This is a genomic window from Azospirillum terrae, from assembly GCF_053470425.1.
The window spans coordinates 102,625-118,147 of sequence record NZ_JBPXMR010000013.1 but is presented as its reverse complement, the minus strand read 5'-3'; the positions used below and the strand labels follow the sequence as shown (position 1 = coordinate 118,147).

The window sequence follows — 15,523 nt, the reverse complement described above, 5'->3', positions numbered from 1 at the left end:
GACAAAAAAATGCCGCCTCAGAACGCCTGCCCCAGGCTGAGATACAGTTGCCAGCGTGAATCGCCGTGCTCGGGGTTCAGCGGGACGCCGACATCCACCCGCAACGGGCCGAAGTCGGTGTAGTAACGCAATCCCAGCCCGGCGCCGACGCGCAGCGGCTCGCGCGTGTCGGGGAAACTCCGGTCACTGACCGTGCCGGCATCGACGAACGGCACCACGCCGATGGTGTCGGTCACCTTGATGCGCAGTTCCACGCCCGCCTCGACCAGCGAGCGGCCGCCGATCGGGTCACCGGCGGGGTTGCGCGGCCCCGCCTTTTGGAAGCCGTAGCCGCGCACCGAGCCGCCGCCGCCCGCGTAGAACCGGCGGTCCGGCGGGATGTCGGCCAGCCCGGCGCCGACGATGCTGCCCAGCCCCAGCCGCGCCGCGCCCACATACCGGCCGTCACCGGCAAAATCGTAATAGGCCGAGCCGTTCAGGGTGGTTGCCAGGAAGCGCTGCCGCGATTCATTGCTGGCCGCCGGAAACCAGGGCGTCACCGTGGCGCCCAGGCGGAAGCCGCGCGCAGGGTTCAGCAGATTGTCCGAGCCGTCGTACGTGGCGCCCAGCGGCACGCCGAGCAGCGCCACCTCATAGGTGCGCTCGGTGGTGCGCACGCGCCCGCGCTCCGACGTGACGCCGGAGGAGACCTTCAGCTCATCGGTGATCTCGCGCTCCAGCGCGGCGGTGAAGATGCCGGCGACGCGCTCGTAAGCCGGCGGATTGTCCGCCACCACCGAGAAGTCCAGCAGCAGCGACTGCCGGGGCACCAGGAAATCCGGTTTGCGGAAGTTGACGCCGAACCGCAGGTCCGGCAGGTCCAGCCCCTTCACGCTGCTGGTTTCGCCGGACAGGCGCCCGACCTCCAGGCTCAGGCGCAACTGCTCCGCACCGCCGAACAGATTGCGGTGGCCCCAATAGACGTTGCCGCCGAAGCCCTCGGTGGTGGAATAGACGACCCCGGCGCCGACGAAATGCCGTTTGCGTTCGTCCACAGTGACGGTGACCGGCGTCACGCCGTCCGGCCCCGGCTGCTCGGCGAGCTGCACGCGCACCGTGTCGAAGACGTTCAGCTTGGCAATGTCCGTCCGCGCCCGCTCGACCAGCGCCGGCTCGTAGCGCTCGCCGGGCTTCCAGGGCAGGCGACCCTGCACGATGCTCTCGTCCAGATCCTCCAGCCCCTCGACACGGGTGGCGCCGAAGCGGGTGAGCGGCCCCGGATCGACGGTGAAGGTGACGTCCATGCTGTGGTCGGAATGATCCACCACGGCGCGCCGGTCGGTCACCTTGGCGAAGGCGTAGCCGCGCCCGGCCAGCGTCGACACCAGCTTGGACTGGGCGTCCACCACCTGCGGCGCGCGGGCGGTCTGGCCCGGCTTGAGGCCGAGGTCGTCCGGGTCGATCGGCGCACCCGGCGGCGGCCCGCCGCTCTCGGTCCGCGCCACGATGGTCTTGAAAACATAAGCCGTTCCGGGCTCGACCGCGACGGTCACCTTGGCCGGCGTGGTGTCGGGATCGACGCGGATCTCCAGCCGGGCGTCGTAGTAGCCGGCGGAGCGCAGCGCCGTCTCCAGCCGGTCGCGGTCGGCGTCGGCGCGCCGCTCCAGCCCGATGACCGAGGGCGGCGGATCGTCCTTCAGCCCAAACAGCGAGGACGACTCGCGCAGCAGACTGGACAGCCCGGAATCCTCCACCCCGGTCAGCTCGACCTCATAGGGGACCTTCGGCGCCGGTTCCTCATCCTGCGCGCGCGCGCCGACCGGCGCCAGCAGGAGCGCCAGCGCGAGGAGCAGGGGAGCGGCGGAATGGCGGGCGCGGGTCATCGTCCGAGCGGGTCGTGGCAGCCAGAAAATCCGCAGCCGGAGCCGAACTTTCAAGGCCGGCGCCCAGCCTGAGCCGCGGAACCAAGCCTCAGCCATAGGCCGACGTCATAACAGTGTCATGCGAAGGTTACGCATCGGCTCTTGCTCCGTGCCCTGGAATCATTATATTGCAGCGCAAAGACACCCCACCCGGCGGCGCCCACCAGGATTTCTTGGCGGGCCGTTTTGTTTTGGGCATACCGCCCGCAACGAAGGGCGCCGGCCGATTCGAGTACGATACACGCATGACTCTCCGTAACGTCGCGATCATCGCCCACGTCGACCATGGCAAGACCACCCTGGTCGATCAGTTGCTCAAGCAGTCGGGCACCTTCCGCGAGAACCAGCAGGTGGCCGAGCGCGCCATGGACTCCAACGATCTGGAGCGCGAGCGCGGCATCACCATCCTGGCCAAGTGCACCTCGGTCCTGTGGAACGACCTGCGCATCAACATCGTGGACACCCCCGGCCACGCCGATTTCGGCGGCGAGGTGGAGCGCATCCTCTCCATGGTCGATGGCGTGGTGCTGCTGTGCGACGCGGCCGAAGGGCCGCTGCCGCAAACCAAGTTCGTGCTGGGCAAGGCGCTGCGCCTCGGCCTGCGCCCGATGGTCGTCGTCAACAAGGTGGACCGCGCCGACGCCCGCGCGCACGAAGTGCACGACGAGGTGTTCGACCTGTTCTCCTCGCTGGACGCCACCGACGAGCAGCTCGACTTCCCGACCCTGTTCGCCTCGGGCCGCAACGGCTGGGCGACCACGGACCTGGAGAACGGCCCGCGCGAGAGCCTGACCCCGCTGTTCGAGCTGATCCGGGACCACGTGCCGCCGCCGCACCAGATCGGTGGTGAGAACGAGCCGTTCACCATGCTCGCCACCACGCTGGAGGCGAACCCGTACCTCGGCCGCATCCTGACCGGGCGCATCCAGTCGGGCACGGTGAAGCCGAACATGTCGGTCAAGGCGCTGTCGCGCGACGGCAAGGTGATCGAGCAGGGCCGCATCTCCAAGGTGCTGTCCTTCCGCGGCCTGGAGCGCGTTCCGGTCGACGAGGCGCACGCCGGCGACATCGTCGCGCTGGCCGGCCTGTCGCAGACCACCGTCGCTGACACCATCTGCGACCTGTCCGTCACCGAGGCGCTGGAAGCCCAGCCCATCGATCCGCCGACCCTGGCGATGACCTTCTCGGTCAACGACAGCCCGCTGGCCGGGCGCGAGGGCGACAAGGTCACCAGCCGCATGATCCGCGACCGCCTGTTCCGCGAGGCGGAGGGCAACGTGGCGCTGCAGGTGCGCGACACCGACGGCGGCGACGCCTTCGAGGTGGCGGGCCGCGGCGAACTCCAGCTCGGCATCCTGATCGAGACCATGCGCCGCGAAGGCTATGAGCTGTCGATCAGCCGGCCGCGCGTGCTGTTCCAGACCGACCCGCTGAACGGTCAGCGCCTGGAGCCGATCGAGGAAGTCGTCATCGACGTGGACGAGGAGTTCTCGGGCGCCGTCGTCAACAAGCTGGCGGAGCGCAAGGCCGACCTGATCGAGATGCGCCCGTCCGGCGGCGGCAAGACCCGCCTGGTGTTCCACGCGCCCTCGCGCGGCCTGATCGGCTACATCGGCGAGTTCCTGACGGACACCCGCGGCACCGGCATCATGAACCGCCTGTTCCACGGCTACGCCCCGTACAAGGGCCCGATTGCGGCGCGCCGCACCGGCGTTCTGATCTCGAACTCCGACGGCACCTCGGTCGCCTACGCGCTGTGGAACCTGGAGGACCGCGGTCCGATGCTGATCGATCCGGGCGTTCCGGTCTATCAGGGCATGATCATCGGTGAGCACACCCGCGGCAACGACCTCGAGGTCAACGTCATCAAGGGCAAGCAGCTCACCAACATCCGCACGACCAGCAAGGACGAAGCGGTGCGCCTGACGCCGCCGATCCAGATGACGCTGGAGCGGGCGCTGTCCTACATCAGCGATGAAGAGCTGGTCGAGGTCACGCCCAAGTCGGTGCGTCTGCGCAAGCGCTACCTGGACCCGAACGAGCGCAAGCGCCATCAGCGCGCCTCCGCCGAGGGTTGAGCCACACCGTGTCAAAGCCCCCTTCCCCTCACGGGGAAGGGGGCTTTTTCATTGCTCCAGCATCGGGCCGAGCGCCTCGTCCTCACGCTTCATGCGTTCCTGAAGGCGGGCCATGACGTGGCTCGTCTCGGAACGGAAGGTGTGGAAGCGCATGGCGATCGACGTCACGTTCGACCACGCCGCGAAATAGTGGTCGCAGACCGCGTGCAGGCCGTTCATCTCGTCCCACAGTTCGCTTGCGGCGGCGCGCACGCGGGCGTCGCCGTGCTCCAGCAGCTTCGGATAGAGCACCCGGTTCTCATGGGTCAGGTGGTCGTTCACCTTGGACGACAGGTCGTTCAGCACGACGCGGATGTCGAAGGTGCGGCTGACCGCGTCCTGGGCGCGCAGCAACTCGGACAGAGCACCGATGGCCGCTTGGATCTCGCCGTGCTGCCGGCGATAGGTGTGGACCGTCTTCATGTGCCGCCTCCTCCCGAGGATTGATTTTGTCTTGTGGGCGGATCATCAGCGTATCAGCACCGACAACCCGCCGCACAGGCGGCAGAATCGCGCACCCCTTTTGGATAGGAGGAAGGTGGGAACTCGACGCGCTTGCTCTTGCCAGCCGCTCTCTATAGGATTGAAGTCTTCGTTAGCGAGGCACGTCCGCGCGATACCGAGCGGATGAAACACCCCCGAAAAGTGTTTCATAGTGTTTCATAGTGTTTCATCCGCGACCGCTGGGTGAGGGGGTTTCCGGGGGGACCGGACACGCCCGCAATGCCAGCCCCCTCACCCTCGGATGGGCCGAGCCGTTCTATTCGCGCCCGCCCGAGCGCTTGACCTCCGGCCGCTCGCCCAGTTCGTCGAACTTCTCCTGCACGGGCTTTTCGGTGTCGCCGGCGGCCTTGCCGGTCTTGTCGACCAATTCGTCCTCGATGCGCTGTGCGGTCTCCGACGGCGCGTCCTTGTCACGTTTCCGGGCCATGGCGGCGTCCTCGTGTTTTGTGGTAGACTGCCCCTTCAACAGCCGGCATCGCAATCCATTCAAAACGGAGTGGTCTGACCGGCGCCGCGCACACGGTGGCGATGGTTGCGCCGGGCCGGAAAGTGTATAAAATACAGGACCGTTTCCCGAGAGGATCGGTCGAAGAAGCGCGGGCCTGGGGCTTTGCGGGGCGATCAGCAACCATTGACGTGCCGGGTTCGGTCTGAAGCCGATCGATTGCGGTCCAAATTTTGTCCGTATCGTTGCGGTGGCTTCGGATGGCACTGGACGTGCGACCGGGACAACCGAGCTGTGCCGGACGGATAGGTGCGGGGAACGAACGAAACCGATGCGCAAGAGAGCGATTGCTGTCCTGATCCTGGTGATCCTCGGAAATTTCGGGGCCTGGGCGCTGTGGAACCGGCCCGTGGCGGAGCGGTCCTGGGGCGGCGCCATCAACGGCGTCAGCTACACCCCCTTCCACCCGAACAAGAGCCCCACCAAGGGTGACCGCGCCAGCGCGGAGGACATCGAGAAGGATCTCGTGGCGCTGGAAAGCGCCGTGAAGGGCATCCGCACCTACTCGACCACCGACGGGTCGGAGCAGGTCGCCGCTCTCGCCAACAAGCACGGCCTGCCGGTGACGGCCGGCGCCTGGGTGCAGGGCAAGCCGGAGATCGACGAGCCGGAAATCAACAACCTGATCAAGCTGGCACGCGACAATTCCAACGTGCGCCGCGTCCTGGTCGGCAACGAGGCGATCCTGCGCACCGACATCTCGATCCCGCAGGCCATCGAGTACGTCAAGCGCGTCAAGAAGAAGGTCAACGTCCCGGTCTCCACCGCCGAGCCGTGGCACGTCTGGCTGCAACACCCCGAACTGGTCGAGGCGGTGGACTTCCTGGCCGTGCACCTGCTGCCGTACTGGGAAGGCGTGCCGATCGACGACGCCGTCAACTACGCCATGTTCCGGTACAACGAGCTGAAGACCAAGTACCCGAACAAGCACATCCTCATCTCGGAAATCGGCTGGCCGGCCGATGGCCCGTGGCGCCGCGGCGCCGAGGCGAGCCAAGTCAATCAGGCGAAGTTCATCCGCACCTTCCTGAACATCGCGGCGCAGAATCGCCTCGACTACTTCATCATGGAGGCGTTCGACCAGCCCTGGAAGCGCGAGATCGAAGGCACCGCCGGCACCTCCTGGGGTCTGTGGGACGCGTGGCGCGCGCCGAAGTTCCCGATGATCGGCGAGGTGCAGGAGGTCAAGAACTGGCCGCAGATGTGCGCCATGTCGGTCGCCGTCGCCTTCCTGCCGCTGGTGTTCTTCCTGGGCCGGCGCCGCGACCTGAAGGTCGGCGGGCTGCTGTTCTACGGCGGGCTGATCCAGGCGGTGGGCTCGGTGCTGGTGTTCACCGTGAGCGCCGCGTCCGCCGCCGGCCTCGCCACCACGACCGAGGTCGCCTGGGGCTTCCTGATCTTCTGCCAGCTCGTGCTGCTGTGCGTCATGCTGATCGACGGGCTGGAGCTGACCGAGGTGGTCTGGCAGGACCGCTTCAAGCGCAAGTTCCACCCCTGCTCCGCAGCCCCCCTGCCGACGGCGCCCAAGGTGTCGATCCACGTGCCGTGCTACAACGAGCCGCCGCACATGGTCATCCAGACGCTGGACGCGCTGGCCCGCCTCGACTACCCGAACTTCGAGGTGCTGCTGCTCGACAACAACACCAAGGACCCCGAGGTGTGGAAGCCGGTCGAGCAGTATTGCCGCCAGCTCGGCCCGCGGTTCCGCTTCTTCCATCTGGACAACTGGCCGGGCTACAAGGCCGGCGCCTTGAACTTCGGCCTGACCGTGACCGCCGAGGACGCGCAGCACGTCGCCGTCATCGACAGCGACTATCAGGTGCACCCGGACTGGCTGAAGGCGACCATCCCGCACTTCGACCGGCCGGAGGTCGGCTTCGTGCAGTCGCCGCAGGACTATCGCGACTGGGACCAGAACCTGTTCCAGCGGATGATCAACTGGGAATACGCCGGCTTCTTCCACATCGGCATGATCCAGCGCAACGAGCGCAACGCGATCATCCAGCACGGCACCATGACCATCATCCGCAAGACCGCGCTGGAGGGTACGGGCCGCTGGGGCGAGTGGTGCATCACCGAGGACGCCGACCTCGGCCTGCGCCTGTTCGAGCACGGCTACGAGGCGGTCTACATGCCGGAGAGCTTCGGCAAGGGCCTCGTGCCGGACAGCTTCTCGGCCTACAAGACTCAGCGTTTCCGCTGGGCCTACGGCGCGGTGCAGATCCTCAAGCATCACTGGCGCGAGCTGGCGCCGAAGGCGACGCGGCTGACCGCCGGGCAGAAGTACCACTTCATCACCGGCTGGCTGCCGTGGTTCGCCGACGCCGCGCACATGGTGTTCGGCCTCGCCGGCATCGTCTGGTCGCTGGGGCTGCTGCTGTTCCCGAAGTACTTCGAGTTCCCGCCCAACGCCTTCATGATCCCGACGCTGAGCGTCTTCGCCTTCAAGGTGGCGGCCAGCCTGTGGCTCTACGAGGCGCGGGTGAAGTGCGGCTTCTGGGACAAGGTCGGCGCGGCGGTGGCCGGCATGGCGCTGACGCACACCGTAGGCCGCGCCATGTGGCTGGGCATGTTCACCTCGGGCCGTCCGTTCGTCCGCACGCCCAAGTGCGAGGACCAGCCGGCGCTGATGGCCGTCTTCCTGATGGCGCAGGAGGAGATCGCGCTTCTGGTGGCATTGTGGGGTGCGGCGCTGGCCATCGTGCTGGTGTTCGGCCACGAGAACCGCGACGCCTTCATGTGGTCCGGTCTTCTGGTGGTGCAGTCCCTGCCCTATCTGGCGGCGCTGATCACCTCGCTGATCAACGTCTTCCGGGAGTTCCACTTCGGCCACCGCCGCCCGCAGCCGGTCGTCGAAGCGGCCGACTGAGCGGGCACGCTCAAGAACCGGTTCATGGAACCGGGCTCCGCCCCGCGGAGCCCGGTTCTTTTTTGGGCGCTTTGAAAGGGAATGCTCACGTTGGGCAGGACCACCCCGCCGTGACAATTTGCGGCGCTCTTTCGCGTATCCACCCCGGCATTTCGGCTCCCTTGACTCGGCCGTTCAAGGGCGTAGCCTTGACAGGTGCGGCCTCCCTGGCCGCGCAGCCAAGGGTGTGCCGCCATGGCCGAGGGATCGATCGGCCCCTCCGACCTCACTGTCCGCCCCGCCAAACAGGTGGAACGGTCGGGGTCGGCCACGGACCGGCGGCCCCGGCGCGAGCAGCAGGACCAGAAGGAAGCCTCCGACCGCCGCCGCAAGGAACCGCCCAACCCCCGGCGGCGCCGCGTCTACGAGATGCTGTTCGACGAGGTCGACCAGATCGACAGCCTGAGCGTGCGGCAGCGGACGCGGGTCAAGGAAAACCTCCGCAACCATATCGCCGCCGCGCCGCCGCCGCCGCCACCGGCTGAGACCCCGCCGCCGGAGCACGACGAGGAGAACGCGGCCGAGCAACTGCTGTCCGACCCGCAGACGGCGGTGTCCGTCGACCCCGACCACATCGTCCACGCCGCGGCCCCGGCGCACCCGCACCTGACGCTGACCGAGGCCGAAGAGAACCGCATCCTCGCTGAGCAATTGCGCGTCTGCCTCGCCCAGCACACCGAGCGGGCGCGCAAGCTGGCGGTCTATCTGCACATGCTGCTGCGGATGAGCGGCACCGTGCGGCCGACCATGGTGCTCGACGTGTGACGCCCTTTCGCGGTTGTCACAGCCGCGGCGATCCAACGGAACCCCCTACCCCGCATGCGCCGGCCCGCCGCCCTCGCACCTACGGCACAATGCCCGTCAAGGAACAATGACGATGCACTTGCGCGATGGCCGTCCGGGCCGCGCGCCGCCCGTCCCGCGATGAGGTCCCCCCCATGCCCGCAAAGCAGCACGCCTCTGCCGCCGCCCCTGTCGCCGCCATCGCTCCTGCCTCAGCCCCCGCTGCCGCCGAGGGCACCCCCGGCGCGCTCCGCCGCTCGCTTGCCACCCGCTTCCACAAGGCCCGCCAACGCACGGCGGAGTTGGTGGCGCCGCTGGGCGTCGAGGATTTGATGGTCCAGTCGCTGCCCGACGGCGCACCGGCCAAGTGGCACCTCGCACACACCACGTGGTTCTTCGAGACCTTCGTGCTGGAAACCTGCGCGTCCGGCTACCGCATGTTCGACCCCGCGTTCCGGCAGTTGTTCACCGCCATCGACGACCGCTTCGGCCGGCATCTGGCGGCGCCGACGCTGCGGCTGCTGTCGCGCCCGACGGCGCCCGAAATCATGCGCTACCGCGACCACGTGAACGGCGCCATCCTGCACCTCATCGACCAGGTCGGGGCGGACCGGCTGGCGGAAGCCTCCGACCGCATCCATCTCGGCATCGTGCACGAGCGCCGGCACCAGGAGCGCCTGCTGTCCGACATCAAGCACGCGTTCTGGAGCAACCCGCTGCGCCCGCCCTACGAGCCGGCGGCGACGCTGCCGCCCTCCCCGCCGCTGGAGCAGACCTGGATCGGTCACGGCGGCGGGCTGGTGGAGATCGGCCGCGACGATCCCTCGCCCGGCTTCGACCACGAGCGGCCGCGCCACACCGTCATGCTACGCCCGTTCACGCTCGCCGGGCGGCCGGTCACCTGCGGCGAATACCTCGACTTCATGCAGGACGGCGGCTACGCCAAGCCCAAATGGTGGCTGGGCGACGGCTGGGAGGCCGCTCGCGCCGAGGACTGGCAGGCGCCGCTGTACTGGGAGTGGAAGGAAGGCGGCTGGCAGATCTTCACGCTGTACGGCATGCGCCCGCTCGACCCCACCGAGCCGGTCTGCCACGTGAGCTGGTACGAGGCCGACGCCTTCGCCCGCTGGGCCGGCAAGCGCCTGCCCGACGAATCCGAGTGGGAGGCGCTGGCCGCCTGCCGGGAGTGCCGCGGCAACCTGCTGGGCAACGGCCACCGCCACCCGCGCCCCGGCGTGTGCCTCGGCACCGAAGGGCCGTGGCAACTGTTCGGCGACGTGTGGGAGTGGACGCGCAGCGCCTTCATGCCCTACCCCGGCTACAGCCACGCGGAAAGCAGCGACGAGCCGCTGAGCGGACGGTTCATGGCGAACCGCATGGTGGTGCGCGGCGGCAGTTGCGTGACACCGTTCGCCTACGCCACGCCGACCACGCGCCACTTTCTGCGCCCGACCACCCGCACCGCCTTCACCGGCATCCGGCTGGCGGAGGACGCCTAGGCCGCGTACCCGTAATACAGCATGGCCGTATGGCGGGCCTCGGCGAAGAACAGCCAACGTTCGGTCAGCACCCCGACGCCCGCGCTCAGCACTGCGGCGACCGCCGCTATGCCCGCCAGGACCGGCGGCGCCCACAGGCCGGCAAAGCACAGCAGCAGCGGCAGGGCGAACAGCGTCAGGTGCGCGATGCGGCGCAGCTTGGCGACGTGCGTGCGGGCCATTTGGTAGCCCAGTTCGCGCATGAGGAAGTTCTCTTCCGTGTGCGGTTTCTCGAGCAGGTGGACCGGGCCGAGCCGGTCCAGGCCGGTGGCGCTGCCCAGATCGTTGGCCGCCCGCCCGGCACCGATCTCGCGCCAGTACGCCGTCTTGACCAGCCAGCCGACCGCCGTCAACGCCGCCGCGATCCAGCCGATACCTGGCCAACCGCCACCCCACAGCCCCCCGAGCGCGGCCAGCAAAAGCGCCCCGGTCATCAGCGCCAGCGTCAGATAGACCGGCGGCACCCAGCGGCTGTTCCACTGCCGGACGGCACGCAGGCTGGCGTAGATCATCGACGTCGCCCAGACCGTCGCCAGCGCCAGCACCGCGCTCAGCACGCCGAGCACGGCCACCACGCCGCGCGGCGCCCCAAGCAGCACCGACAGCCCGAACAGCCCCGCCGGCACGAAGGTGGCGAGCGCCAGCACGCCCTCGCGCGCCAGCCATGACGAGCGCCACTGGCTGACCGCCCGCCACGCCCGCTCGGGGTGCGTCAGGTGGAGGGTTGAGGACAGCAAGCCGCCGGCGATCAGCGCCAGTGCCACGCCAAGCGCCAGCACGGTGAACCCCGCCCCCGCCGGCAGAAACCCGGCGGCACCGAACAGGCCGAGCAACGCCAGCAGGCCGTAGCCGGCGCCGGAGGCTGTCGTAAAGAAAATGACGGAATATGCCGGATGCATGGGTCAGCGCGTCAGCATGCGGTCGACCCAGCGCAGGAAGCTCCCGCCATGGTCCACCTTCGCCAATGCAGTGCCCTCGCTCCGCTTGCCCGGTCGCGGCGGCAGGTAGGTGCCGGTCGGCTGCTGGCCGAGGCTTTCCATCACCCGGAAGCCGCCGCGCTCGGCGCTGAGCTTCGACACCGCCGAATTCGGGTCGTTGTAGTCGCCGAAGTGGCGGGCCTTGGTCGGGCAGGCCATGACGCAGGCGGGCAAACGCTCCTCCTCCCGCAGGTTCTCATTGTAGATGCGGTCGATGCACAGCGTGCATTTCTTCATGGTGCCATCGACTTCGTCCAACTCGCGCGCACCGTACGGGCAGGCCCAGGCGCACAGCTTGCAGCCGATGCACTTGTCGTAGTCCACCAGAACGATGCCGTCCTCGGCGCGCTTGAACGATGCGCCCGTAGGGCAGACGGTGACGCAGTCCGGCGTTTCGCAATGCAGGCAGTTCTTGGGGAAATGCACGGTGCGCCCGGCCTCGCCCTCCCCCGCCTCGTAGCTGAAGACGCGGTTGGCCCAGGCGCCGCGCTGGCCGGCCTGATAGGCGTTGACGTCGCCCAGCGGCGCCGGGTTGCCGCCGGCGTTCCATTCCTTGCAGCTCGTCACGCAGGCGTGGCAGCCCACGCACGTGTCCAGGTCGATGGCGAGCGCCAGCCGCTTCGGCCCTCGGTTCTCCGGCAGGCTGGTCATAGGCGCCCCCGCACGGTCGGCGGTTCAGGCAAACCGGGAGCGCGGGCAATGCTGGCGAACTGCGGCTCGGACCGTTCCGCCGCCGCCACCTTCTCGATGCGGACACGCAGATCGAACCACGCCGCCTGACCGGTGATCGGGTCGGAGTTGGACAGCTCGGCCCCCGGCAGCCGCTCTGAAATCAGGTGGTTGAGCAGGAAGCCCTGCGCCACCTCTGGCGCGTCGAGGGCGAGGTTCCAGGCGCCCGACCGCTTGCCGATGGCGTTCCAGGTCCACACCGTGTCGGGGTTGACGCCGTCCATCAGTTTGACCGGCACGATGATCGTCCCGTTGTGGCTGGTGACGCGCACCCAGTCGCCGTCCTCCAGCCCGAGCCGCCGGCCGGTGCCGGTGTTCACGTACAGATGGTTCTTGCCGACGATCTGCCGCAGCCACGCGTTCTGCGAGTGCCAGGAATGATACATGATCATCGGCCGCTGGGTCAGCGCGTGCAGCGGGAAATCCGCCTCGTCCACCATCTCGCCCTCGAACGGCGGGTACCAGATGGGCAGCGGGTCGAACGCGTCGCGCACCCGTACGCGCAGATCGTCCGGCGGCTGCACCGCCCCGTGCCCAAGGGCCGCGAGGCGGAACTTCTGCAACGGCTCGGACCAGATCTGCATGACCATGGGCTTGGCCTCGGCGATGAAGCCCATGTGCACGGCGAAGTCCAGATAGTCGCGGTTGGCGTACTTGTAGAACTGCTGCCCCGGTTCCAGCTCGTGCGCCCAGAAGCCGCCGTTCGCCACATAGGCCTTGAGCTGGTCCGGGTTGACCCGCCCGCGTCCGACGCAGTCCCCCGCCGGCCCGCGCCACCCCGCCAGCGGCCCGATGCCCGGCGAGCGCTCGTGGTGGACGATGTAGTCGGCATAATCCTTGTACTTCGGCGCCCCATCCTCGCTCACCATGCCCGGCAGGCCGAGCCGCGCGCCGAGATCCAGCAGCACGCTCTGGAACGCCCGCACGTCGCGGTCGGGCTGCACCACCGGCTGGCGGATGGCGTCGGCCGGCCCCTCGGCCGAGCAGATCGGCCGGTCGAGCAGCGAGATGCAGTCCCAGCGCTCCAGATACGTGGTGTCCGGCAGCACGAGGTCGGAATAGGCCACCATCTCCGAGAAGAAGGCGTCGGAATAGATGATGCGCGGGATGCGGTATTCGCCGCTCTCATCCCGATCGGTCAGCATCTCCATGGTGCGGGCCGTGTTCATCGACGAGTTCCAGCTCATGTTCGCCATGTACAGGAACAGCGTGTCGATGGGGTACGGGTCGCCCTTCCAGGCGTTGGCGATCACCATGTGCATGGCCCCATGGGCGGCCAGCGGCGCCTCCCACGAATAGGCCTTGTCGATGCGGATCGGCGTGCCGTCGTCCTCCAGCAGCAGATCCTCCGGCCCGGCGGGGAAACCCAGCGGCATGCCGGCCAGCGGCTTGCCGGGTGCCACTCCGCGGCCGGCGGGCTTCAGCCCCGGCGGGATCGGCTTGGGGAACGGCGGGCGGATGCGGAAGGCGCCGGGGCAATCGACCGCCCCCAGCAGCAGTTGCAGCACATGGATGGCGCGGCAGGTGTGGAAGCCGTTGGTGTGGGCGGAGATGCCACGCATGGCGTGCATCGCCACCGGCCGGCCTTTGGTCGTCGGGTGCCGCCGCCCGGCCCAGTCGGTCCAGGGAATGTCCAGCTCGATGGCCTGCTCGAACGCCACGTCGGCCAGCTCGGCGGCCAGTCGGCGGATGGTCGCGGCCGGCACACCGCAGCGCTCGGCCACCGCGTCGGGGCTGTAGGCCGGGTCCATGTAGCGCTCGGCCAGCAACTGGAACACCGGGACCGCCGTGCGCCCATCGGGCAATTCCACCGCGCCCACCACGGCCGGTGCGATGCCCGGCAGCGTGGCGTCCACCAGCACGCCCTTCCCCTGATCGCGGCACAGCGGGTTGCCGTAGGCGTCGCGGGCGAACAGCCCGTCGTCCGCCGCCCCCGGGTCCCGGATCACCAGCCACGGCGCGTTGGTGTAGCGCACGAGGTGGTCGAGGTCGATGCGGTCGGCGTGCAGCAGCTCGTGAATCAGCGCCATCACCAGCAGCCCGTCGGTGCCCGGCCGGATGCCGATCCACTCGTCGGCGATGGCGGAATAGCCGGTGCGCACCGGGTTGACCGACACCACCTTGGCGCCGCGCGCCTTCAGCTTGCCCAAGCCGGTCTTGATGGGGTTGGAATCGTGATCCTCGGCGATGCCGAACATCAGCAAGTACTTGGTGCGTTCCCAGTCCGGCTCGCCGAACTCCCAGAACGAGCCGCCCACCGTGTACAGCCCGGCCGCCGCCATGTTGACCGAGCAGAATCCCCCATGCGCCGCGAAGTTGGGCGTGCCGAACTGCGCCGCCCACCAGCCGGTCAAGGACTGGCTCTGGTCGCGCCCGGTGAAGAAGGCGAGCTTTTTCGGGTCGCTGTGCCGGATGGCGCCCAGCCACCCCGTGGCGATCTCCAGCGCCTCGTCCCACTCGATTTCAACGAAATCCGCGGTGCCGCGTGGGCCGACGCGCTTCAGCGGCTTGCGCAGGCGTGCCGGCGAGGTGTGGTTCATGATGCCGGCGGCACCCTTGCCGCAGATCACACCCTTGTTGACGGGGTGGTCGGGATTGCCCTCGATGTAGCGGACACGGCCGTCCTTCAGGTGCACGCGGATGCCGCACCGGCAGGCGCACATGTAGCAGGTGGTGTGCTTGACCACGTCGCTGACGGGCGGCGACAGCTCGGGGTTCGATGCGCCGGACACCCTTCCTCCCTGGCTCGGTCTTTTTTCTCTACTTCATAACTAGGCAATTATAGGCCCTGACAGCACCACCGGTCAATCTCAGGATTTACCGAAAATATTTTGCTGTATATTTCATACTACGCCGTTGCTAGCGTGATTAGCGGACGCAAAACATACTACCGGACAAGGGAGATGAGCCATGACCTTGGGCACCAGCACGACCGCCTCTCGACCGGACGCCTTCTCCCTGCAACATGGGGTGTCCGACCATCTGGCGACAGCCGTCGCGGCGAACGTCCGCAGCTTCCGCCTGCGCCAGGGGCTGTCGCTTGACCGGCTGGCGTCGCTGTCCGGCAGCGACCGGGCGACGCTGGACGCCATCGAGTCCGGCGGCGGCCAGCCGAGCATCGAGACGCTGTGGAAAATCGCTAAGGCGCTGGACGTGCCGTTCTCCAGCCTGCTCAGCACCGGCGGCAGCGGCGGCACCACGGTGATCCGCCGGGCTGAATCCAAAGTGCTCACCTCCGGTGACGGGAGCTTCACCACGCGCGCGCTGTTCCCGTTCGAAGGCGAACGGCAGGTGGAGTTCTACGAGCTGCGCCTCGCTCCCGGTGCTGGCGAGGACGCCGACGCCCACACCGTCGGCACCACCGAGAACATCTTGGTTGCCCACGGCGCCGTGGAGATCGTCACCGGCGACGGCACGCACCGGCTGGACGCGGGCGATTCCATCCTGTTCGACGCCGACGTTCCGCACGCCTACCGCAACACCGGTGACGGCGAGGCGGTTCTGTACCTGGTGATGACCTACATCACCTGACCCCTTCCCTTCGGATGGTTTCAACGGCCG

Annotated in this window: 11 protein-coding genes; 5 read left to right on the top strand and 6 right to left on the bottom strand. The window is 68.2% G+C overall.

The window, feature by feature from the left end:
* Window positions 1-17: 17 nt before the first annotated feature.
* Window positions 18-1,862 carry an autotransporter assembly complex protein TamA gene (locus ACSVDD_RS24565; protein ID WP_448192047.1) on the bottom strand — a complete coding sequence of 615 codons (1,845 nt, stop codon included), beginning with the start codon at window positions 1,860-1,862 and terminating at the stop codon, window positions 18-20.
* A 284-nt stretch (window positions 1,863-2,146) separates the two neighbouring features.
* On the opposite strand from ACSVDD_RS24565, the gene typA reads away from it, so the two are divergent.
* Window positions 2,147-3,979: a translational GTPase TypA gene (gene typA, locus ACSVDD_RS24560; protein WP_448192046.1), complete on the top strand. Its 1,833-nt coding sequence runs from the start codon at window positions 2,147-2,149 to the stop codon at window positions 3,977-3,979.
* A 48-nt stretch (window positions 3,980-4,027) separates the two neighbouring features.
* Here typA and ACSVDD_RS24555 read toward each other — a convergent pair whose 3' ends face one another.
* Together ACSVDD_RS24555 and ACSVDD_RS24550 are read right to left on the bottom strand one after the other, a co-directional pair.
* Window positions 4,028-4,441, bottom strand: a complete 414-nt coding sequence (locus ACSVDD_RS24555) for a hemerythrin domain-containing protein (RefSeq protein WP_448192045.1) — start codon at window positions 4,439-4,441, stop codon at window positions 4,028-4,030.
* Between the two features lie 337 nt (window positions 4,442-4,778).
* Entirely contained in the window at window positions 4,779-4,949 is a 171-nt protein-coding gene (locus ACSVDD_RS24550) for a hypothetical protein (RefSeq protein ID WP_448192044.1), read from the bottom strand.
* Between the two features lie 349 nt (window positions 4,950-5,298).
* Between ACSVDD_RS24550 and ACSVDD_RS24545 the strand changes: the two genes are divergently transcribed.
* The 3 genes from ACSVDD_RS24545 to egtB all read left to right on the top strand — a co-directional run bounded on the left by ACSVDD_RS24545 (window position 5,299) and on the right by egtB (window position 10,217).
* Window positions 5,299-7,896: a glycosyltransferase gene (locus ACSVDD_RS24545; protein ID WP_448192043.1), complete on the top strand. Its 2,598-nt coding sequence runs from the start codon at window positions 5,299-5,301 to the stop codon at window positions 7,894-7,896.
* A gap of 234 nt (window positions 7,897-8,130) precedes the next feature.
* Window positions 8,131-8,700: a hypothetical protein gene (locus ACSVDD_RS24540; protein WP_448192042.1), complete on the top strand. Its 570-nt coding sequence runs from the start codon at window positions 8,131-8,133 to the stop codon at window positions 8,698-8,700.
* Between the two features lie 173 nt (window positions 8,701-8,873).
* Window positions 8,874-10,217, top strand: coding sequence for an ergothioneine biosynthesis protein EgtB (egtB, locus tag ACSVDD_RS24535; RefSeq protein ID WP_448192041.1), 1,344 nt, complete (start codon window positions 8,874-8,876; stop codon window positions 10,215-10,217).
* On the opposite strand, the gene ACSVDD_RS24530 is transcribed toward egtB, so the two are convergent.
* From ACSVDD_RS24530 to ACSVDD_RS24520, 3 genes are read right to left on the bottom strand one after another with little or no spacing between them, the layout of a single operon-like run.
* Window positions 10,214-11,155 (bottom strand): dimethyl sulfoxide reductase anchor subunit family protein, encoded by a 942-nt coding sequence (locus tag ACSVDD_RS24530; RefSeq protein ID WP_448192040.1) that lies wholly within the window; start codon window positions 11,153-11,155, stop codon window positions 10,214-10,216. The genes egtB and ACSVDD_RS24530 overlap by 4 nt on opposite strands.
* 3 nt (window positions 11,156-11,158) lie before the next feature.
* Window positions 11,159-11,884, bottom strand: coding sequence for a 4Fe-4S dicluster domain-containing protein (locus ACSVDD_RS24525; protein ID WP_448192039.1), 726 nt, complete (start codon window positions 11,882-11,884; stop codon window positions 11,159-11,161).
* Window positions 11,881-14,694: a molybdopterin oxidoreductase family protein gene (locus tag ACSVDD_RS24520; protein WP_448192038.1), complete on the bottom strand. Its 2,814-nt coding sequence runs from the start codon at window positions 14,692-14,694 to the stop codon at window positions 11,881-11,883. The genes ACSVDD_RS24525 and ACSVDD_RS24520 overlap by 4 nt, the downstream gene beginning before the upstream one ends.
* A 178-nt stretch (window positions 14,695-14,872) precedes the next feature.
* Here ACSVDD_RS24520 and ACSVDD_RS24515 point away from each other — a divergent pair, with 178 nt between their 5' ends.
* Window positions 14,873-15,493: a helix-turn-helix domain-containing protein gene (locus ACSVDD_RS24515; protein WP_448192037.1), complete on the top strand. Its 621-nt coding sequence runs from the start codon at window positions 14,873-14,875 to the stop codon at window positions 15,491-15,493.
* Window positions 15,494-15,523: the final 30 nt, after the last annotated feature.